General features: G+C 51.4%; 20 protein-coding genes. All 20 read right to left on the bottom strand.

What is annotated here, in order from left to right; translation table 11 throughout:
- Positions 1-7: 7 nt before the first annotated feature.
- The 20 genes from BN3911_RS09730 to BN3911_RS09630 all read right to left on the bottom strand — a co-directional run bounded on the left by BN3911_RS09730 (position 8) and on the right by BN3911_RS09630 (position 21,875).
- A complete protein-coding gene (locus tag BN3911_RS09730) occupies positions 8-949 on the bottom strand; it encodes an ABC transporter permease (protein ID WP_066864807.1) in 942 nt (313 codons plus the stop codon).
- Between the two features lie 58 nt (positions 950-1,007).
- Positions 1,008-2,786 carry an extracellular solute-binding protein gene (locus BN3911_RS09725; protein WP_066864802.1) on the bottom strand — a complete coding sequence of 593 codons (1,779 nt, stop codon included), beginning with the start codon at positions 2,784-2,786 and terminating at the stop codon, positions 1,008-1,010.
- Between the two features lie 131 nt (positions 2,787-2,917).
- On the bottom strand, positions 2,918-4,702 hold the full coding sequence (locus BN3911_RS09720) for a sensor histidine kinase (protein ID WP_082942222.1): 1,785 nt from the start codon (positions 4,700-4,702) through the stop codon (positions 2,918-2,920).
- Positions 4,699-6,249: a response regulator gene (locus tag BN3911_RS09715; protein ID WP_066864796.1), complete on the bottom strand. Its 1,551-nt coding sequence runs from the start codon at positions 6,247-6,249 to the stop codon at positions 4,699-4,701. The genes BN3911_RS09720 and BN3911_RS09715 overlap by 4 nt, the downstream gene beginning before the upstream one ends.
- 136 nt (positions 6,250-6,385) lie before the next feature.
- Complete coding sequence (locus BN3911_RS09710; RefSeq protein WP_066864793.1) at positions 6,386-6,985, bottom strand: GNAT family N-acetyltransferase; 600 nt, start codon at positions 6,983-6,985, stop codon at positions 6,386-6,388.
- Positions 6,986-7,004: 19 nt separating this feature from the next.
- On the bottom strand, positions 7,005-8,129 hold the full coding sequence (locus BN3911_RS09705; protein ID WP_338086365.1) for a THUMP domain-containing class I SAM-dependent RNA methyltransferase: 1,125 nt from the start codon (positions 8,127-8,129) through the stop codon (positions 7,005-7,007).
- Positions 8,130-8,302: 173 nt separating this feature from the next.
- Positions 8,303-8,830, bottom strand: a complete 528-nt coding sequence (hpf, locus tag BN3911_RS09700) for a ribosome hibernation-promoting factor, HPF/YfiA family (RefSeq protein WP_066864790.1) — start codon at positions 8,828-8,830, stop codon at positions 8,303-8,305.
- A 160-nt stretch (positions 8,831-8,990) separates the two neighbouring features.
- Entirely contained in the window at positions 8,991-9,830 is an 840-nt protein-coding gene (locus BN3911_RS09695) for a fumarate hydratase (RefSeq protein WP_066867729.1), read from the bottom strand.
- A 145-nt stretch (positions 9,831-9,975) separates the two neighbouring features.
- Entirely contained in the window at positions 9,976-10,473 is a 498-nt protein-coding gene (locus BN3911_RS09690) for a S1 RNA-binding domain-containing protein (RefSeq protein ID WP_066864787.1), read from the bottom strand.
- Positions 10,474-10,518: 45 nt separating this feature from the next.
- Positions 10,519-10,821: an FtsB family cell division protein gene (locus tag BN3911_RS09685; RefSeq protein WP_066864784.1), complete on the bottom strand. Its 303-nt coding sequence runs from the start codon at positions 10,819-10,821 to the stop codon at positions 10,519-10,521.
- 68 nt (positions 10,822-10,889) lie between these two features.
- A complete protein-coding gene (yabQ, locus tag BN3911_RS09680; RefSeq protein WP_066864781.1) occupies positions 10,890-11,330 on the bottom strand; it encodes a spore cortex biosynthesis protein YabQ in 441 nt (146 codons plus the stop codon).
- Positions 11,327-11,602: a YabP/YqfC family sporulation protein gene (locus BN3911_RS09675; RefSeq protein WP_066864778.1), complete on the bottom strand. Its 276-nt coding sequence runs from the start codon at positions 11,600-11,602 to the stop codon at positions 11,327-11,329. The genes yabQ and BN3911_RS09675 overlap by 4 nt, the downstream gene beginning before the upstream one ends.
- A 52-nt stretch (positions 11,603-11,654) precedes the next feature.
- Positions 11,655-11,900, bottom strand: coding sequence for an RNA-binding S4 domain-containing protein (locus BN3911_RS09670; RefSeq protein WP_066867726.1), 246 nt, complete (start codon positions 11,898-11,900; stop codon positions 11,655-11,657).
- Between the two features lie 115 nt (positions 11,901-12,015).
- On the bottom strand, positions 12,016-12,294 hold the full coding sequence (locus BN3911_RS09665) for an HU family DNA-binding protein (protein ID WP_066864775.1): 279 nt from the start codon (positions 12,292-12,294) through the stop codon (positions 12,016-12,018).
- Between the two features lie 116 nt (positions 12,295-12,410).
- Complete coding sequence (locus BN3911_RS09660; protein ID WP_066867723.1) at positions 12,411-14,186, bottom strand: putative polysaccharide biosynthesis protein; 1,776 nt, start codon at positions 14,184-14,186, stop codon at positions 12,411-12,413.
- A gap of 318 nt (positions 14,187-14,504) precedes the next feature.
- Positions 14,505-16,559, bottom strand: coding sequence for a beta-galactosidase (locus BN3911_RS09650; RefSeq protein WP_066864768.1), 2,055 nt, complete (start codon positions 16,557-16,559; stop codon positions 14,505-14,507).
- A 159-nt stretch (positions 16,560-16,718) separates the two neighbouring features.
- Positions 16,719-17,081 (bottom strand): zinc ribbon domain-containing protein, encoded by a 363-nt coding sequence (locus BN3911_RS09645; RefSeq protein WP_066864765.1) that lies wholly within the window; start codon positions 17,079-17,081, stop codon positions 16,719-16,721.
- A 158-nt stretch (positions 17,082-17,239) separates the two neighbouring features.
- A complete protein-coding gene (locus tag BN3911_RS09640) occupies positions 17,240-18,184 on the bottom strand; it encodes a uridine kinase family protein (RefSeq protein ID WP_066864763.1) in 945 nt (314 codons plus the stop codon).
- Positions 18,156-19,628 (bottom strand): coproporphyrinogen dehydrogenase HemZ, encoded by a 1,473-nt coding sequence (gene hemZ, locus BN3911_RS09635; protein WP_066864760.1) that lies wholly within the window; start codon positions 19,626-19,628, stop codon positions 18,156-18,158. The genes BN3911_RS09640 and hemZ overlap by 29 nt, the downstream gene beginning before the upstream one ends.
- Positions 19,629-19,670: 42 nt before the next feature.
- Positions 19,671-21,875 (bottom strand): RelA/SpoT family protein, encoded by a 2,205-nt coding sequence (locus BN3911_RS09630; protein ID WP_066864757.1) that lies wholly within the window; start codon positions 21,873-21,875, stop codon positions 19,671-19,673.
- Positions 21,876-21,888 lie beyond the last annotated feature (13 nt).

Genomic DNA, 21,888 nt, shown 5'->3' with positions numbered 1-21,888 from the left:
TTTTACCTCAGAAAATACTGTACTCGCTCACCTTCCTGGAAAAGGCGTTGGCTGAGAGAATCAGCACCAGCGATACTGCCTGACGCATCAGTCCAATGGCAGTGGCGTAGGAATACTGCCCCTGCTGGATACCCAGGCGATACACATAGGTATCCAACACTTCGCTGTAATCGGACACCATGGCGTTCCCCAAAAGGTAAGAGGCGTCAAAGCCTGCGTTGAGCAGGTCCGGCACCGCCATAATCAGCAGCACCACTATAGTGGGGGCAATTCCGGGCAACGTGATGGCAAAAATCCGCTTGATCCGCCCTGCGCCGTCCACCATGGCTGCTTCATAAAGCTGGGGATCGATCCCAGAAATGGCGCAGATATAGATAATGGCCGACCAGCCCATTTCCTTCCAAATGTTGATGGCCGCCACCAGCCACCAGAAGGCCTTGGGAAGAGTGAAAAACATCACGGGCTCCTTTATAATCCCCAGCGCAGAGAGCAACCCGTTGACCTGCCCCGATGGAGAGAGGAATGTCAAAGCAATATTCGCCACCACTACAAAGGACACAAAATGCGGCAAATAGGAAACGGTCTGTACCAACTTCTTCATCCGCAGGTTTCCCATCTCGTTAAGCAGCACGGCGAAGCCGATGGGGAACACTGTGCCAAATGTGATGTTCAGAAAACTGATCGCCAGGGTGTTGCGCAGAATATTTCCAAAATTACCGTCTGAAAAAAAGCGAGAGAAATGGCGCAGCCCAACAAATTCACTGCCTTGGAATCCAAGGCCCGGGTTGTAGTCAAAAAAGGCAGTGGCCATGCCCCAGATAGGCAAATAGGCAAACAGGAACGTAAATACAAAAGCTGGGAGAATCATCAAAAGCAGCCTGCGCTGCCGGATTATTCTGGCGCCAAAGCCCTGTCTCCTTCCCCCCGGAGAGGGTTTCTTTTTCTCCATCACACATTCTCCTCTCGGGGCGGGGGACAACGGTCTGTCCCCCTTTCCCATACTTTTCTCAGTCCCAAGTCTCCATTCTTTCCTCATAGAGCGCCTGATAGGCTGTCTCTACGCCGTCGAGTCCAGATTTTTCCAGTTCTGCCGACATAGTATTCCATTCAGTTTCAAATTCTTCTGCCGTTTTCGCCATCACAGCCCGTGGAAGATATTTCTCATAAAGGGTTTTGAGATTCAGAGAGTCCACATATTCCTGGGATTTAGGGTCCAGCTCCAATCCGGCAAATTCTGTAATATCTACGCTCATTTCCCTGTGCTTGTCGAAATAATTTTCTCCGGTCAGGCCCATTTCTCCATTGACCCGTGTAGTGTTTTCATCCCACCACATGCCTACGTCCATTTTTCCCACATAGTCGTACTGTCCGTCCGGATGGTTCACTTCACCGTAGGTAAAGGCCCACAAGCTGTTAATTCCGTGATTCCACCACCAGTTTTCGTCAGAGGCCCACATCTCCCCCATCCAGGTAGTGGCCTCGACAAAGGGCCGGCCCGGAAGATACTCGATATCCTTGTGTACGATATAGTCGTAACCCTCTGTCTCCTCAACGGTGTTCTCCCCATCGAAATCATAGTTGACAATACCCAATTGGGTCAGCCATCCCTCTTCCGAATTGAGGTAATTGTAGAACCGCAGGTACCGGTCGGGATCCCGGTTGGCTACGGTCAATGTCATGCCAGAATTGTAGAGGTTTACCGTATAGGGCGCGTAGGCGGTATGCTCCACATCGCTGTTTGCTGCAGGATAGAAGTAGACCATCTGCGTATCTGTACCATTCGCCGCCTCGTAAGCGATCACCTCTGAATTGATCTCCCAGCCTGAACCGATATAGGACCACACTTTGCCAGCCACGCATTTCTGTTTGAGCATCTCCATGGAAAGTACAGAGCTCTCCACATCCAGCAGTCCCTCTGTGTTCAGCTTGTTTAGAAATTGGAAATAGGCTTTCATGTCGTCATTCCGGGTAAAGTGCTGCAGTTTCCCATCCTTCAGAACAAGGCCGTCACTGTAGGAAAGTCCATAGGCCGCCGCACCGGTAGAGATGATGGTATCCAGCATTCCCTGGGGACCCATGGCAAGGGCAAGCGGGACCATTTCCTGGCTTGTTCCTTTCACCTCATTCAGCAGAGCTTCGTATTCCTCCAGAGTTTTCGGCATCTTGTCATAGCCGTTTTCCTCAAAGTACTCGGTACGTACGTTAAAACTGATGCCGGCCTCGGGATAAACTTGGGAATCTGCAAACTGATAACCGCCCGGCATGTAATAAAAGTCGCCGTTTTCGTCTGCGATCTTGTCCTTGAGATCCTTCCAGTTTTTCTCGAGAATTTCAGGAGCGTTCTTTTCTAACAGCTCATTGAGCTTCAGCAGTTTTCCAGCGTCCTTATACTGCTTCATCAGAGTTTTATCGGTCAGGTTTCCATTGCCAAAATCGATCAAGTCGGGAAGGTCATCGCTGGCCAGCATAACCCTCAGGCGCTCCTCCGGTTCTGCAGGCGGCAGAATCCATTTCAATCTCACCCCAGTAGCCTCATAAACCTGTTCTATCACAGGGGCTTCCTGCGGAGGCGCTTTGGCCAGAGGGTCCGGTACAAAATAGGTGAACTCGATGTCTTCCTCCCGCGTTCCCTGCTGGACCGCACTGTTCTCGCCGGCAGCACTTTCTTCGCTTCCGTTCTCCTGCCGGCTGACGGAGGACGCAGGCGCGCCGGAACAGCCTGCAAACAGTCCGCAGCCCAGCGAGGCCGCTAAAAGAAGGGCCGCTGTCCTCTTCCATCGTTTCATACTTTTACCATCTTCCTTTCCGCGGGGGTACGGGACCATGAGCGTCGTAAACCGCTTTCCAGCCTGCCGGGCTGCTCCCGTCTCCCTCCGGTTTATTTGTCACCATTATACGGGAGATATCTTCCGGAATTCTATCCAAAATTCCGATCATCTCTTTGAAAATCTGATACAAAACAGAAAGGAATCTCCACCTGAGCCCTGGTGCCCTTTCCCTCCTCGGACCAGAGGGAAAGCCCGAATTCCGAGCCGAAATGCAGCTTGATCCGCTGGTCGATGTTACGGCAGCCGATACCATTCCCCTCTCCTTCCGGAACGACGCTCTGCAGCAGGGCCTGCAGCCGCACATTGTTGATCCCCAGACCGTCATCTTCCACTGTGAGGCAGAGTCTGTCCCCTTTCACAGCAGCGGAAATCACAACGGTAAGCTTTTCCTTCTCCCCTGCCATGCCGTGCTGGATACAGTTTTCCACCAAAGGCTGCAAGGTCAGCTTGAGCACCGCAGCTTCCTCCAGCTCAGCGGGAACCTGGCAGTGCACCTGGATGCGTCCCGCATACCGCAGCTGCTGCAGTTCCAGATAAGCCTCCACTCCCTCCATCTCCTGGCCAAGAGTGATAATCTCCTTGCCCCGGCTCAGGTTAATACGATAAAAGCGCGCCAGCAGCTCCACGCTTCTCCGAACAGATTCCCGGCTGTGGTCCAGCGTGAGCCAGGAAATAGTGGAGAGAGCGTTGTACAGAAAGTGCGGGTTGATCTGTGCCTGAAGTGAATCCAAGCGGGCTTTTGTCTTTTCCAGCTCCAGAACATATTTCTGCCGGATCATCTCCTGAAGCCGTGCAGCCAGGGAAGTGAAATGCCGGTCGATCTGAGCGATCTCATCCGCCCCGCTCTCTGCCGGCCCTATTTCTGCTTCGCCGCCCAGAAGCCGTTCCATCTTCTCTGCCAACGCACCGGTTCGCCTGGTGATAGAATGAGTAAACAACAGAATCAGCAGAAGAGAAAGCAGGGCGGTGACAGCCAGAAAGGCCGCACTGAGAAAAAGCAGCTGTCTTGCCCCGGCAGAAGCTTCCCTGACCGGGCAGGAGAAGGAAAGCCTCCATCCATTTCCGAGCACTGTCTGTATCCGGTAGTCCTCTCCCAGCCGGACCAATTCGTTATCCGGCTGATCCGCAGCGTTTTCCATTTTTCCTGCTGCAGAAAGAACCGGATCCCCATTCAGGTCGTAAAGCGACGCTCCATAGAGGGGATCCACCGTAGAAAGCACATGGGAAAGCACTTCCGCCGAAACCGTCACAGTCAGGAGATGCTTCCGGGCATATTCGTTTGCAGCGCTTCCTACAAACTTGCTGTAGGCAATCGCCGGCTCCCCCGTCTCGTTCTTTCTGTTGACGGGATTCCAGTATTCTGTGTTCCGTTTCAGCTTCCGGACGCCGCTCCAAAGTCCTGTAGCTCCCATACCCGCAATCCGTTCCTCCTCCGATGTGCCTTTCAGATACTCCTCCAAATTCACAAAAAATGGCGGCGCAGAAATCAAGGTGGGATTGCCGCTGTAATAGGTCAGCTGCTTGACATCCGGATAGACGTATAGTGTTTCCAGGTATTTTGAATAGACAGAGAGATAGATTTCCTGGGCGTCAATCGGCGCGTCATAGGATCCAGCCAGCAGCTCCGAAATATTCCGGTCTTGACCCAGCGTGTTAACTAGAAGCTCGTAAGATTCAAATAAATTTTCCATTTCCCGGGAAATCCGTTGGAACTGAGAGAATATATCGCGTTCCAATTTCTCCCTTTCCATGCTTTGGGTCCGGAGAATCAGCATTCCGCCGATCAACGCAATAGGCAGGAACACCGCCAGAAAATAGATGAGGATCATCTTCCCCCGCAGCTTCAGTCTATCGAACGCAGGTATTCCTTTCATTTTTTGCTCCCCCAATACTGCTCCCGGAAGGCGCCGGGCGCTACACCGTAATACTTCCGAAAAACCAGGTTGAAATAGGAGGGATTTTCGTATCCTACTAAATTGCCAATCTCATACACCTTATACTCGGGGGACAGAAGGTACCCACGGGCCTTCTCCATCCTCACTGACTGTAGATAGTCCAGAATAGTGACTCCCATCTTGTTTTTAAAGACCCTGCGGGTATAGGAAGGGGAAAAATGGATGCGTTCCGCGATCTCCTCCACAGACAGATCCTTTTGATATTCCCTGTCCACGATCTCCTTAATCTGCTCAGCGGCCGACTTGCTGGAGTTGCTCTTCTGAGCGAAAGCCAGATCCATCAGCGTGTTCAGAACGCCCTCGAGATGTGCTTTGATTTCCTCCTTGGTCTTCAGCTGGAGCAGCCTGGTGTATTCCGCATGGGTGGAAATCCCGCTTGCAGCCGGAGCCACCCGCTTTCTGACCGCCATTACGGCAGAGGCGATGATCTCGATAGCGGTACCCAGAATGCTTTCCCGGGACTGGCGCTTTCCAAAGGCATTGAACACCCGGTCGGAAAATTCCCGCACCTTTTCCCTGTCCCCCGCAGCCAGCACCGAAATCACCTCATCTGCATAGATGGACAGGTCGTTTTCCTCCTTTTCCGCAACGGCTTCCTCAAAAAAGAATACCTTTCCGTATCCCATGTGAAAGCACTCCTGCAGGGCGCTGCTGGCCTGTAGGAGCAGGGCTCCCATCTGCAAGGGTGAAGAACTCAACTCGCTGAAGCCTACGCAGTACTCCCCCTCACAGGCCAGCTGCAACTCCCGCAATAGTTCCTCCCCACAGTCAATGAGGTGTGCCATTACCGCCTCCTCTTTGAGGATGGAAGAAAAACAGAAAATCAGCGTCAAGATCCCCTCCTCCGTCAAGACGCCGGAGGAGCATCCATAGCGGCTGCGCAGGTGTTCTGCAATTTCCAGACCTTGCTCTGGTATCCTGCCGCAGTCCGCAGCCATAACCGCATATTCTCCGGACTCCAAATAGAGTCCCGCCCCCGCCGCTTTCTTTAACAGCCCATCCTCCTCCTGCCAGTCTCCTGAAAGCAGCCTCCTCACAACTTCCCGCTGCATGTCCGCGCCCGGCAGAAATTCCCGTTCAGCCGGGGACTTGACCGGAAGCTCCTCTCCGGCCAGCAGGGAAAGCAGCCGTTCCAACTCCATTCTGTTCACCGGCTTGAGCAGATACTCCCTGGCCCCCAGGCTTACCGCCTCCCGCGCACAGGAAAAATCCTGATATCCCGAAATAAAAACGATCTCTCCGGAAAACCCCTGTTCCCTCAGCCGCCTTGTCATGGCGACGCCGTCCAGCTTCGGCATTTTTACATCAGAAATCACTACATCGGGGCAGAGTTCCAAAATCCGGCGGAGCCCTTCCTCTCCATTTCGCGCCGTCCCGCATATTTCAAGCTCCAACGGCATGTCTGAAAGCATTTTCTCGATCCCGAACAGTTCCAAATCCTCATCATCCGCCAAAAACACACGCATGGTATTTCCCCCTTCTTTTTTATTATATCACCCGTAAATTCGACAAAAAATAGCAATATCTGCCACTGGTATCACAAAACGAGCCTGCCGCCCGGGTCGTTTTCCCAGGCGGCAGGCTCGTTTATAACCCCTATTTTCATTCAGCCGGCGTACTGCGTGCAGGCCATTGCCCGCTGCCAAGCTGCTTTTCTTTTCTGTTGAAATATTCTTCCTTCAGGATGGAATAGGACTCATCGTCGAAAATCTGTCCGTCAAAACGCTGAAACGCACGAAGGATTGTCCCCTCATGCCGGAACCCGCATTTTTCAATTACCCTCCTGGAACGTTCGTTCACGGTAAAATGGCTGATGGCCAGCACATCCAGCTTCTTTTTTTCGAAGGCACAGCGGATCATTGCCTGCAGAGCTTCTGGCATCAATCCTCTGCCCCAATATTCTTTGGAAAGCTCATAACCGACAGAAAGGGAATTGACTTTATAACGGCGAATATCCTTCTGAAATTTGATTTTCCCCACTGCGTGCATGGTCTCCTTCAGGACAATGGCATAACAGCCGCTGTCCCTCATTGCCCGGTGGAAATCTCTCTCTGCCTCTTCCAGGTTGGCGGCAGGCTTTGCGCCTGAGGCCAGCATAACCTCAGGATCAGAAACAAGCCGCACAAAATCATCAAAATCGGACAACCGCCATTTCCGCAGCAGCAGCCGTTCCGTTTCCATCGGACTCTGCAAAAGCTTCATGATCCCCATCTTTTCTTCCTCACTTAAAATATTGGTAGTATTGGCATTTGATCATGCCGTTATAAAGTTTCCGGCGTTTGTCCGCCTTTCTGCCGAACATGTTCTCAAACTCCTCATCCGGCGTAATGACGCTATAGCTCCAGCCTTTTCTGCGTTCAAACCGTTCTCCCATGACCTTGTAGAGCTTTTCTGCCTCCCGCAGGTCCAGCAGCCTCTCTCCATAAGGCGGATTGCAGACAACGCATCCGAAGGGTCCCTCCTCCGAAAACTGGCGGACATCCCGAACCTCTGCCCGAACATGGGCAATGACACCCGCTTTTTTAGCGTTCTCCAAAGACAGCGAAACAGCGGCCGGGTCGATATCATATCCGACAGCACGAAACGCCACATCAGTTTTTGCCAAAGAAACAGCCCGTTCTCTTTCAGCCTGCCATACCTTTGGCTGTGCATCCAACCAACGCTCCGCCTGAAATGCCCGGTTAGCCCCGGGCGCCATGTTCATGGCAAGCATTGCCGCTTCAATCAGCAGAGTGCCGGACCCACAGAAGGGATCAATGAAATTGCCGTCCGGTCTCACTCTCGCCAGTTTGACCAGGCAAGCTGCCAGCGTCTCCTTGATGGGAGCTTCCGCTGAGTTCCGCCGGTATCCCCGCTTATGAAGCCCCTCGCCGCTGGTATCCAGCATAACGCTGGCTTCATCCTTCAGCAGCCGGAAGCGGATCCTGTGCAGGGGCCCCGTCTCTTGGAACCAGGAGACATGGTATTTTGTTTTCAGGCGCTCTACTACCGCTTTCTTTATGATTGCCTGGCAATCAGGAACACTGTAAAGCTTGCTGGAAAGACTGCTTCCGGAAACGGGAAACTCGTCCTCCTGATGCAGAAAATTCTCCCAGGGGATAGACTTCACACCTTCAAACAGCTGTTCAAAGGTAGTCGCCCGGAAGCTTTTCAACAGAATCAGGATGCGCTCCGAATACCGGGAATTGAGATTGGCACGGACAAGCGTCGCATAATCCCCTTCGAACAAGACCCGTCCGTTTTCAGCCCGAACATTTTCACATCCCATATCGCGAAGCTCTTCAGCCACCAAGCCTTCAACACCCAACAGACAGGGCGCACAAAACGTCATATTTTCTTTCATCATACCAAACACCTCTCTTTTTCAAACTGAGACAGCATTTTAGCCCCGACCTTTCAATTGCTGATACCGCAATTGAAACTCTCTCTTCTCAGTTTTTTCAGTGTACCACATCTGATGGAAAAAAGCACGAAAAAACGGAGGAGATCCTTGTGAAGGATCTCCTCCGCCCCGTTTCGTTACGCCTTTATATCTGGAACCAGCAGGCCATAATCCCCATCTTTTCTCCGGTATACTACATTGATCTCGCCGCTGACATCATCCCGGAACATAAAAAACTCATGTCCCAGCAAATTCATCTGTAAAATAGCCTCCTCCGGCGTCATCACCTTGACGAAAAACCTCTTTGTCCTGACCAACTGGTACTCTTCATCCGGCTCATCATAATAGGTGTCCGTCAACTCCACAGGCTGCATCTTTTTCGTGCGCTCCAGTTTTGTCTTATTCCTGCGAATCTGCTTTCCCAGAGCCGCCACCACATGATCCAACGCTTCGTTCATTTCCTGGGTTGTCTCTTCCGCCCTGTAAATCATCCCACGCTGTTTGATTGTTATTTCAACCGTCTGGCGATTCCGTTCCACAGTAACCGTGACGGTCGCCTCCGCATCTTCATCGAAAATCCTATCAAATTTTGAAAGCTTCTTCTCCGCAAGCTCCTTAAAATTGTCCCTCAAATTGACTTTTCTTCCGACAATAGTAATCTTCATGGTTTACACCCGTCCGCCCAAGCCTTAAAGCTTATATGGGCAAACACTTCCTTTCGTCAGATTTCCGGGAACTTTCAGCTCTTCCGGACTACCGGAAGAACACCTTCCGTCTCCGTATCTACATTTTAACACAATGCCTAAAATAAATCAATAAGACGTTTTAAATTATAGTTCTTTTGTGCCGCGTGACATGGCAACCCACATTGATAGCTACCGGCAGTCCTGCAATATGAGTGGCAAAGGTTTCTATATTCACAGCGAGCGCCGTCGTATCTCCGCCAAACCCCTGTGGGCCGACACCCGTACGATTGACGGCTTCCAGCATTTTTTCTTCCAGACGCGCATAAAACGGATCTGGATGTCTCACCAATACGCTGCGGCAAAGGGCTTTTTTTGCAAGATACGCACAAAGTTCAAAATCTCCGCCGATCCCAACTCCCAATACAACGGGCGGACAAGGATTCCCGCCTGCCGTCCTGACCGTATCGACCGCATAAGCTATCAAATCCTCCTCCGTTGCCGCCGGAGTCAGCATGCGGATACTGCTCATATTTTCACTTCCAAATCCTTTGGGAGCAACGATAAGGCTGATTTTGTCTCCCGGTACCAGGCGGGTGTGGAGCACGGCGGGCGTATTATCGCCGCTGTTCACTCGCCGTAAGGGGTCGCTCACTACAGAACAGCGAAGCAGTCCTTCCACATATCCCCGGCTTACGCCAAGGTTGACCGCTTCCTCAAAATTTCCCTCAATATACACTTCCTGGCCTACTTCTGCAAAAACAACGGCCATGCCTGTATCCTGACATATCGGAATTTTCATGTCACGCGCCGCATCCAAATTTCTGCAGAGGTCGCACAGAACAGCGCCCGCTGTCTCCGCCGTCTCCTGACCCACCTGTTCGCGCACAAGCCGTTCCAAATCAGGCGGCAGTTCGCGGTTTGCCTCCACACACAAATTTTTCACTGCCTCTGTAATTTGGCAGGCCTGAATTGTCCTCATATGTATTTCCTTTCTTTTCTTTAAATTGCCCAATGCAAAACTAAAGCTGCTTTCCTTTTTCTCTTCAGCTTCGGAAACAGAAAAAGAGCCCCGAGACAGGCCCAAAATCAGCGGGGCCTGACCGTTGCTCTCATCAACTCTTCCTTTATTTCTGCTGTCCCCGACGTGAATAACCACGACGGGTGTCGTTACCACGTTTCAGGTCAGAAATTTTTTCATCACTGGTCTGCTTGAAGCGGGACATCATATCCTCAAAACTGCCGCTGTCATTCTTCTTGCTCTGCCACTCAAAATCCCCAGGACGAGCAGGACCCGGCTGCGGAGCAGGCCGAGGCTGTCTGGGCGGGCGGGAACGGTTATCGCGCCGGGGGCCGTCCGAACGGCGCTCCGGTCTGCGCTGTTGGTCTTCAGGAAGCGCCTTCTTCATAGACAGGCTGATCTTTCCCTCAGGACTTATCGCCAGCACCTTTACCTTCACTGACTGCCCCTCTGTCACAAAATCTTTAATTTCATTGACAAAAGTGGGCGCAACCTCAGAAATATGTACCATTCCTGTCTGACCGCCCTCAAAGCTGACAAACGCGCCGAATTTGGTGATCCCTGTCACCTTTCCCTCATAGATCTCTCCTACCTCAAGCTGCATAAAAAGAAATTTCCTCCTCGGCTGTGCCGAACGTAAATTAACAGATCAGTCGCTTCCACCGACATCCACAAAGACCCGTTCGCCCGGCTTGGCATAATCGAGATCCCGGCGGGCGACCTTTTCCGCATAGTCCGCCAAATCCTCATCCTTTTCCAGCGAATTTTTCAGTTCCTCGTTTTTGATCTGCTGTGTTTTTAACTGTGACTGCAGTGCATCCAGAGTATTCTGCTTGTCATGAATCTGCATCTGCTGATTCACCAATGAAAAAAGAAAAAAAGCGGCAAAACAGAGCACTGCAAATTTTAGGATCCAGCTCCCTTTATAACGGTCTATTTTTATCTCGTGCATTGGAGCCACCCCCATAATCCAATGGCCAAATGAAACAGTCCACTTATGTTACTATATTATATAATAGTCTACATAAGTTTTTCAAGACCTTTTTTTGTTTTCCCCGCCTTTTTTTGCTTCACTTGCCGCTTCTTTCCTGGCTTTCTCTTCTTCTTTCTGAAAAAAGGCAGCTTTAGATGCTTTTTCAGAAAGAAAAGGGCCCGGTCAGCTGCCTTTCGGATTCCCGCCGCCGTTCCAGAAACGAAGGGATCCAGCGCCAAAATCACACTAAAAGCTCCCAACAAATGCAACCCGGCCTGAAAGAAGCGCAGCCGCCCCTTATCAACCGCAAGCGCGCAGAGAAAGACCACAGCCGAACAGACTGCGCAGAAAATCATATCCAGAACCGCAGTCCCCACTTTTCCCAGCCCCAACAGAATCCGGAGAAGCTTGAAAATCAGAAACAAGCCTCCCAGAACAGCTCCCACAGCAAGGCAAAGAAACACACAACGCAGCGCCCAATCGCTCATTTAAACAGCCTGCCGAAAAAGGACATTGCCGGGTTGCTTTCCGTATAGGAAACAGCTGCCACCTTCCCAGACACCAGCATATCGCCTGTCTCGGAATTCAATGTTTCAATGTGCAGGGCCTCTCCCTTGATATTCAATTGTCCCAGGTCGGTCTGGGCGGTGATCAGCTCGTCGCTGAAAAAATCCACCCGCTTAATTCCCGTAGCCGTCAATTTTTCCCTGCCGTCTATGGTAAGGCTATGTTTTTTAATGGTTCTTTGCAGTTCCGGCATATGCATTCCCCTTTACTTTTATCAAGAAATGGATATGCCGCCGCCACTCAAATTATTCTTCTATCATACGATACAGATCCGCCGCCTGCTCCTTCTTGACCACTTCAGAAACCTGAAGGATTTCCGCTTTTATGGTACGCTCACCCAGTTTGAGTTCCAGAATGTCCCCTTCTTTGACGTCATAAGAGGCTCTGGCCTGCTTTCCGTTCACAAAAACGCGCCCGGCGTCACAGGCCTCATTGGCCACAGTCCTGCGTTTAATAATCCGGGACACTTTCAGATATTTATCAAGACGCATAAAAAACCAGCTTCCTTTCTCCGGCTTACAGGTTTTCCACACCTGCTTTGGTACTAGCCATATAAAAATGCAGGTCCGGAAACTGCACCGGACCTGCAAAACATACGCTGACAAATTACTTTCCGTTCACTGTATCCTTCAGAGCCTTGCCGGCTTTAAAAGCAGGTGCCTTGGAGGCAGGAATCTTGATTTCCTGATTGGTTCTGGGGTCACGGCCAGTGCGGGCGCCGCGCTCACGAACCTCAAAGGTACCAAAACCAACGAGCTGAACCTTATCACCCTTCTTCAGAGACTCCGTAATAGCCTCAATCACAGCATTAACAGCAGCGTCTGCATCCTTCTTAGTAATTTCAGCTTTAGTCGCGACATCAGCGATCAATTCAGATTTGTTCATCGTAAAGAAACCTCCAAAAATTTTTATGCGGCATTCCCAATTCTACAATACCGGCCGCGAATTCACTATGACTTTCCTTATCTTTCCCCGGAAAGTCTATAACATTTGCAATAATATCATATCCATCCACGTTTTTCAAGCATTTTTGCAATTTTTTGTCCTTTCGGAAGCATCAATACGTCGTTCCTGTCAACTGCATGCAAAAGGCCCAAACTTATCACATAAACGACTGCTCCTACGGCTATTCCTGCAGCCAGAGCAGCAGCCTCCCCAAAACTGTTCAGGACAAATTGTCTGCTGAAAAGCTCATAGATAAAGTATGCGCCGCATGCGCAGACGCCGGCTGAAGCCAGCGGTCTCAGCAACAACCCTGCAGAAATTTTGACCCCCGTTACCTTTTGTAGGCACCAAAGCTGCGATACTACCAGAAACAGATAACAGCAGAGCGTGCCGACCCCGGCGCCTGCAATATTGATTTCCGGAATCCCGCAAAGCCAGAAATTTACAGCAATCTTAATACCCATAGCCGCAAACAACAGCTTTACCGGAAGATCCATCCTTCCTACCGCCTGAAGCATACTGGAAAGCGGCGTGCTCAGCGCGGCTGCCAAAGACGCCAGCCCCAACAGGAACAACGCGCCTGCTATGATGGAACTGGACTGCCCCTTTCCATATAAAACCTGTACAATGGGTTCCGCCAGGGCGCTGATCCCCAACCCAGCAGGAAAACAGAAAAGTGCAGTCACCCGGATTACAGATTCCATACTGGACTTGATTTCCTTTTTGTTGCCCCGGGTCCACGCTTCCGTCACGCTGGGCAGAGCGCTGACGCCAAAGGCCTGTGTAATAGCAGGAACCAGCAGATAGATGGTGAGCGCCAGCGTGTAACATCCGTAAAGAAACGTGGAGACAGAGGATGGAGAATCCAAATAAATTTCTGGAATCTGTCCCTTGTAACAGGCGAGCAGGGCCTGCGGCGCCGTTTCCATAATGTGGCCAATCCGGTTCTGAAGAAATGTAGCGTCGATCAGCCCAGCCACATTCATCGCAATAGACCCCACAGCAATGGGAAGCGTGGTGGCGACAAGTTTTTTCATCGTTTCCCTTTTCCCTCTGGCCGGCGGCGCTTCCCGGTACATCCGGGCAGTGATGCCGTCACCCCGGAAACGATAACGCAGTGCCAGATAGAACAGGGAAAAAATCGACCCGCAGGTCACGCCCAAGACGGCAGCGGCGGCGGCAAAGGCCAGGGTAAGAAAAACGGCTTCGTCCGGTGAAGCCGGATGTACTGCAAAGACAGTTCCATTGGCCGCATACTCCTCCGTACACGCGGAGACCACCGCGCAGGCGGCGGAGAGTCCAATCAAAAGCTTAGCCACCGCCTCTACAATTTCCGACACTGCTGTGGGAATCATGTTGCGCAGCCCCTCATAATGCCCACGGAAAACCGCTCCAACACAGGCGAATAAAATTGCCGGGGCCAGAGCGAGCATGGGCAGAAGCGCATTTTGGTTTCCAACAATTTTTTCACAATAATCAGGCGCTGCCAGGGTTATCAGCACCATGCCAAGCAGGCCAGCCAAAAGGAAAGCCGGCAGGGAAACCCGTTTGACCTGCCGTACGTCGTTCCAGCGGCCCAACGTGCTGTCTTCCGATACCATTCTGGCAATGGCGATGGGGAAACCTGCCGTAGCCAGGCTGAAGATAGGACCGTAAAAATTATAAGCCACATTGAAAAGCCCCATGCCATATTCCCCTATGGCATACTTCAGCGGGATTTTGAACAGTGCCCCGATCACTTTCACAACAGCCATGCCGGCTGTCAGGATTAACGCCCCTTGCAGAAAGCTCTGCCTTGCGCCTCTCTCCTTTTTCTTCTCCGCTTTTGTCAAACAGATCATCCCCCTCTGCTATCCGATATCTATGAAGCAGGATGTCCGTTCAGTCCCTTTTTTTGAAAGCAAGCCTGTCGATAAACCTGAAATCCAACGTTTTCGGAGGGAAGAAAAGGAGGGCGCCGTCAGGGTTTCCCCAGGAAAAGCAGAATTGCTCCCCCCTCCCGCGTTGATTTTTCGACGCAAGTTTTCGTAGAAAGATGCTTTCTGAGAAAACAATTTCCCCCTGCAATCTTTGAACAGCTAGGCGGAGTGCTCTTTTTCGGCAAACTTAGAAAGCCTGTTCTCTGCAGATGAGAAACAGGCTTTCATTCTTTATAAATCAGTCAATACCATCACACCATAGGGAGGCAGAGTTACCCTTCCGCTGTATTGCAACCCACTGAGCACATCTGCGAGCGGCTTTTTACAGGTAAAGATACTGTTTTCTGCCGTATAATTCAGCAGGAAACGATAGACTTTGTCTCCCTTGACCCGTACGGCCAACTCCACTTCCGGCGGCAGCTCCAGTTCAGCAGCATAAGGTTCCTCCAAGCCGACACGGCACAGCAGCGCGGCTGCCAATTCTTCCGAGAAAGCCGAGCCCACGTAAACCGCTTCTCCCTGCCCGACACGCCTGCAAAGTATAGCAGGCTGCCCAGCATAATACTCCCTTTCATAAACGGCCAGTACCTCTCCGCCGGAAGCTCCCAACACTTCATTCAAAAGCGGCATCGGAAGAGATTTGCCCGCATAAGAAGCTGTACCTCCGCCGCCTTCCGGTACCAGCGTATACTCCTTCACCGTGCCTCCTATCAGCGATGCGGCCCCACCCGGAGCCGGGCGCATCGGGCAGCGGCCATATTCGTCCTTATAGCCTGTACGGGCACCGAAGATGATTTTCCCTCCCTGCTCCAGATAAGCCTTCAATACATCACAGACCATATCGGAAAGAAGAGAAATATGAGGCAAAATCAACAGTTCGTAAGGAAGCAGCTGTTCCAGGGTAAGCTGATCCCTCAGACATAGCAGGTCCATCGGCGCATGGGCCGTCTGGCAAGCGGCAAACCAGTTCATCACGGAGACGCCGTCAAGCGGTCCATGGAAAATATCCGCCTCCCCGTCCCACTCGGTGGCATAGTGATAAGCAAGGGCTATTTTGGCCTGATAACGGCTTCCTACTACAGAAGAGAGCTTTTCCGTCTCCTTATGAATTTCTCTGAGTTCCTGCAGCCTGCGCGTGTCCCGATTATCCCAGTCAAGAATACCGTTCCAATAGATTTCTGTTCCCACACTGCAGGTACGCCAACGGAAAAAGCTGATATAATCGGCGCCATGGGCAATAGACTGCATCGCCCAAAGGCGCATTTGGCCGGGCCTGGGCGCAGGCTGAGGCATTCTGGTCTGCCAGCCACCTCCACCGGACTGCTGCTCCATAATGCCGAAATTGGGCGAAATAGACCTCACTTTGGACAATGCCAGCCCGCTTGTCCTGTCGCGAAGCCTTCCAGCTGCAGCAGCATTGGCGTTGACAGACTGGTTCAGCGAATAGGCAAAATTAGGATAGCTGTCATACGTAAAAAAGTCCAGTGCTTCTTCGGTCATCTGCACATTGTCCAAATGGCCGAACATCCCGTTTGTCGTGATAAAATCTCCAGGTTTGCAATGGCTCCGGAGAATGTCGGCCTGCATCCTGCAGAAATCAATGGTCACTTTGGAGACAAAGCGCTTCTGTTCCAGCAGCAAATGGGGATTGGGAGAATCCGCCAAGGTGGGCCTGGCCACAAAAACCTCCTCCCAGTCGGTGTACTCCTGATTCCAGAACACCGTGCCCATAGCGTCGTTCAAAGCTTCCAACGTTCCGAATTTATCCTTGAGATATGCACGAAACGCCTTGGAATCGCTTTCGGCATAATACATGTTGGTCTCGCAGTTGAGCTCATTATCGATCTGCCAGCCTATGATCGCCGGATGCTTTCCATAGTGAGAAGCCAGCTGCTCCACCAGCCGGGCGCACAGCTCCAAGAATACTGGAGAAGTGTGGTTGCAGTGCCCCCGCATGCCGTGCCGGACTAAGGTTCCGTCCTGGAAAGCATTGAGGACCTCCGGATACTTCTCCGTCAGCCAAGCCGGCGGCGTCGCGGTCGGCGTACAGAAAATCACTTTCATTCCCTTGCTCTGCGCCAGATCCAGAAAACGGTCAAAAAAATCAAAGGTAAAGATCCCCTCGGTCCTCTCAAATTTGCTCCAAGCAAACTCCGCTATTCTGCAGACCTTGATTCCTGCCTCCAACATCCTGTCAAGATCACTTTCCCACAGTGTTTCCGGCCAATGCTCCGGGTAATAACAGACACCCAGCGTCAATCCCTGTAGATCAATTGCCTTTTCCATACTCCTGCCCCTTTCCAGCCCTGCGGCCTTCCTGTCAAATTGAGTTCATTATAGAGATATTCCCGCCGTTCTGTCAAGAGAAGAACCCCTCCCGCCTAAAAAGAAAATCCGGCAGTGCGGAAAGGCACTGCCGGACCCTTTTCTTTCAGACAGATCTGATTATTCTCCCAGTTTTGCACCGCAGGTGCCGCAATAGGCCTCAGAAGAAGAACACTGCCGTCCGCAGCCGGGGCAAGTCACTTTGTTCTGCTTGTCTCCCAATTCCTTTGAAACAGCCGCATACTGGGCAGCCAGTTCATCGATTTCAGCCATCTTGCCAACAACTTCTCCATCTCCTGCAAGCTGTTCCCTGCAGCTTTCATACACATACTGACCCAAAGCCTGATAGCGCTTGCTGATTTCAGAGTTGAGTTCAGCGGCGTTGATGCGCAGTTTGGAAACATCCATAATCTGCCCCGCCTTTTTTCCGACCGCCTCAGCAGCTGACTTTGCGTTTATGACTACATCATCAAGAATTCCCATGACAGTGATTCCTCCTTTTATCTGATCACATGAAATTTCGGAAACTTACCGCCGTTTCCTATGGTTTCATTATAACACACCGCCCCGGAATGTAAAGCAATTTTCCCGGGAGAAATATTACGATTCCCTTAAAGTTCCCTTACTTCGTCACAACTCATTTAACCAAGAAATTCCCGCAGCATGGAATTCCTTGGTACCAGTTCGGGACTGACAGGTTCAAACCTCATCAGCCTAGACTCCAAATCCCGGGCCTTTCGGTAATGGGGGCTGTCCGCTGCGATATCCCGCAGCAGCGGAATGGCTATCGTACGCAGCACGCAAGGTTCATAAATATGAATGGAGTTTACGGTATAATCAGCACTGATACGATAGGGACGGATATATTTATCCTCTCCCGAAACCACTTCCGGCCACATGGAAAGTGTGTGCTCCGGCGTGGTGTTCCGAAACTTGATGTCCCTGACGATCCTGCGGACCAGCCGCAGGTCCTGGGGCGCCATCACCTCTCCGTTGGCATCCTTAATCTGCTGCTTGACGCTGACATAAAGCTTGATGCAGCTTTCCTCAGGAAGCTCTTTTGTGAAAATCGGATTTAATCCATGTATTCCTTCTACGATCACAATATCATGCGTTCCGATTTCAAAACATCGCTCCTCGCCCTCCGGCCTGCCCAACAGAAAACTGTATTTAGGCACACTGAATTTTCCCGTGGTGATCACATTGGAAAGACAGGTTTTGATCTTTTTTTCGTCCAGCGCCTCCACGGACTCATAGTCATATTTCCCATTTGGAAGTACCGGGGCAAGGCCTGTTCCGCGATAGAAATCGTCTAAAGAGATAATAACAGACCTCACGCCGAACTCAGCCAAATATGCCTTGAGCAGATGAGCCGTTGTTGTTTTCCCGCTGCTACTGGGTCCGGACAGCATGCAGATTTTCACCTTTTTGTGGTGTTCCGTCACATTTCGTGCAATGTTACAGAGATGTTCGTGATAGGATTCCTCCACCTCCCGAATCATTCGCTCCGGATTTGATACCGCCGCGTCGTTGATCTGTTCCAAATGATTGATGTATTTAATGTATCCGCTGGCGAAATTGCTCATAAAGCGCTGTCACACCGTCCTTTCTCTGCAGGATTTCACTGTTTCTTGCGATGTATTCATAGGGATATTTAAAATTGAAAATCCGTTCCAATCTATCGCTGTAGGGGTCCTTCAGTTTGGATACGCCTCCCGCTCCACAGGCTATCACCGAACTCGATTCATCCATGGTGTAAATGTTGTACCGGCAGATACTGCCGGGCTTGGCCCATCCGGTATTTTCCAAGTTTCCTGCCATACGCGTCTGCCTGTAAAGATAATAGGGCTCGTAACCCTCTTTCGTCAGGCGGCTGATCGAATAGTCCATCATAGCCGCCGTCTCTTCTCCCTTCCGGTGGAGAGAAAGGTCACCGCCCTCCGATACCAGCCGGGCGGAACGCTTCAATGCCAGAGAGTGCACCGTGATGTTGGAGGCCCCTAAGGAAATCACCCCCTGAAGCGTTCTCTGGAAGCTCAACAGATCATCCCCCGGAAGTCCTACGATCAAATCAGCATTGATTTCCCGGAAAGCAAGAGAATCCGCCAGCGCAAAAGCGTCAGTCACATCCTTTGCCGTGTGCTTCCTGCCAATATTTTGCAGGACCCGGTCGGAAAGGGATTGCGGGTTAATACTGATGCGGGTTACACCGCCGGCTTTCAAGGCTTCCAGCTTCTCCCTGGTAATCGTATCCGGTCTGCCCGCCTCCACTGTAAATTCATCGCAGCGGGAAAAATCGAACTGCTCCCGAATCTTCTCACAGAGAACGGCAAGCTGCGCCGCAGAAAGGGTAGTGGGCGTTCCTCCGCCAATATAGACGGTAGAGAGAGTAAGCCCCAAAGCGCGGGTAACCGCCGCTGTTTTTTCAATTTCCAGCAGCAGCAGTTCGAAGTAGGGGGCGATCAGCTTTTTCGCCTGTTCCACACTTTGTGACACAAAGGAACAGTACGCACAACGGGTGGGACAAAAGGGAATTGATACATATAAATTGAAATCGTTCTCTTCCAATGCCTCTACAGCCGCGCTCTGGGCCCGAAGGGTTCGCAGAGCCAACTCCGTCTTCCCCGCGCTGACATGGCAGCGCGTACGAAACTTCTCTGTACCACGTTCTTCCCCCAGTTCCCCGCAATACTGGCGGAGAAGCTTGACAGGGTGAATTCCTGTCAGCATGCCCCAAGCCGGCTGGTAACCCGTCAGTTCTACAAAAGCCCGATAGAGCAGATTTGTCATGGAGTATTCCTCCATAACCTCCCGCTCACAGGAGCTTTCCACGGTATTTTTTCCATCGGACACCTTGGCTGTATAATGATATTGTCCGCCCTTCCGTTCTATGCCCGCAAAGGCACAGGGTTCTTCTGCCCGTATCTCCGGTTCCGCCTCTCCCACCCTAACCGGGCTGTAGGGAAAAAAGAGCCGGCACAGGTTTTCACATTCATAACGGTAGGAGTGTCCGCTGAGAATTAGCTGCATGTAATTTATCCTTTTCTATACCGAGTTTCTGAGTTTATTCCTTCAGGTGCGGTCGATGGAGAGCACTCCCTGAATTTTGGAGAGCCTCTCGATAATCGTCTGAAGCTGAGGCAAACCGTTGATGGTAATTGTAGCAGAGATAAACGCATTGAGGCTGTTGCGCTCCTGCCGTGAGTTCAAAGAATGAATGAAGATATGCATATTTGATAGCAGCTGTGTGACATCGGCCAGCAACCCGGCTCTGTCCACCGCCACAATATGCAGGGTGGATTTGAAATCATCCTTGATCTCCCCAGCCCAGTGGGCGTTTACCCATCGCTCCGGCTCCGGACAGAGGGAAAGATCCTTCGGCACATTGGAACAATTTCGCTTGTGAATGGATACACCGAAGCCTCTGGTAATAAAGCCGATAATGTCGTCTCCCGGCAGCGGATTACAGCAGCGGGAAAACTTGATCAGGCAGTTGTCTTCCCCCTCTACCAAAACCCCGCTCGCCACCCGCGTCTTGGGCTCCGGTACGGCAGGCTGTGCAGCTTCTATCCCCTCCTCAGAGCCATTCTTAGCAAGGCGGAGATATTCCTCCTTCACTCTTGGAAGGACCTTCCAAAGTTGGATTCCGCCGTATCCTATGGCTGCGTAAAAATCCTCCTCTGTGCTGCAGTTGTGCCGTTTTCCCACGCTCTCCAGCATATAGTCCATCAATTCAGGCGAAAGCACGATATTGCTGCGGCGGAACTCCCGTTCCAGCTCTGCTTTGCCCTCTACAATATTCTCATCCCGTTTTTCTTTTTTAAACCAGGCGCGTATTTTATTGCGCGCTTCACTGGTACGCACCAGTGTAAGCCAATCCCGATTCGGCCCTTTTCCAGCCTCCTTGGTGGTGAGAATTTCGATAATTTCCCCAGTCTTCACCTTGTAATCCAGCGGAACGATACGTTTGTCTACCTTTGCGCCGATCATCCGATTGCCCACCGCACTGTGTATCGCATAGGCAAAATCGATCACAGTGGAACCCATGGGCAGATTGATGACGTCCCCCTTGGGGGTAAACACAAAGACTTCCTCCGGGATAAGGTCGCTCTTGATCGAATGAACCAGATCCGTCACATCTTCGCTTTCCGCCTGATTTTCCAGCATTTGGCGAATCCAGGCCAAGCGGTCGTCCAGCATGTTATTGTCCGCTTCCTTGGCGGACATGCCCAACTTATATTTCCAATGCGCCGCGATACCGTATTCCGCCGTATGGTGCATCTCCCAGGTTCTGATCTGCACTTCAAAGGGAACCCCCGCCTTATTGATGACAGTGGTGTGCAGGGATTGGTACATGTTTGGCTTAGGCATCGAGATATAGTCTTTAAACCGATTAGGCAGAGGCTGGAACATATCATGTACGATTCCCAGCACATTATAACAGTCCTCAATTGTGTCTACGATTATACGCACCGCAAAAACATCATAGATTTCCTCAAATGTCTTTCCTTGAATGAACATCTTTCGGTAGATACCGTAGACGCTCTTCACCCGTCCTTCAATATAGACATTGGGAATAGAGAGCTCCACCCTCTCCTTGATCAACGCCTTAGTAGTTGCGATAAACTGCTTCCGGCTTTCCCCTCTCGCCTCCAGATCCTCCTCGATTTCATGATAGGCCAGCGGGTCCAGATATTTCAGAGAAATATCCTCCATAAATTCCTTGACCGTCCGGATACCCAGACGATGCGCAATTGGGGCATATACCTCCAGGCATTCCAGCGCCTTGTCCCTCTGCTTCTGGGGGGAGACATATTCCAAAGTGGTCAGATTATGCATGCGGTCTGCAAATTTGATGATAATGACCCGGATATCCTCCGCCATGGCCATGAGCATTTTTCGCAGGTTTTCCGCCTGCTGCTCTTCTCTGGAAGAAAAAGGAATCTTTCCCAGCTTGGTGACGCCGTCTACCAGCTGAGCCACCTCTCTCCCGAACTTCTTCGCGATCTCGTCCAGAGCGCAGTCGGTATCCTCCACCACGTCGTGCAGCAGCCCCGCCATGACGGATTCAGAATCCATACCAAGGCCCACCAATATTGCCGCCACCGACAGGGGGTGGATAATATAGGGCTCGCCGGAACTGCGCCGCTGCTCCCTGTGCTTCTCAGCAGCCAGCAGATAGGCCTGTTCGATGCGTTCCCGGTCATATTCTTTATCGCTGTCCGCTATAATTTTCTGCAGCTCCTCATACGTGCCGATCTGTACCGCTACCGCCATTCCTGCCTGCCTC

Source organism: Neglectibacter timonensis, from assembly GCF_900048895.1.
Lineage (GTDB): Bacteria > Bacillota > Clostridia > Oscillospirales > Acutalibacteraceae > Acutalibacter > Acutalibacter timonensis.
Note: the sequence above shows the minus strand (reverse complement) of the source record. Positions and strands in the feature narration are given on the sequence as shown.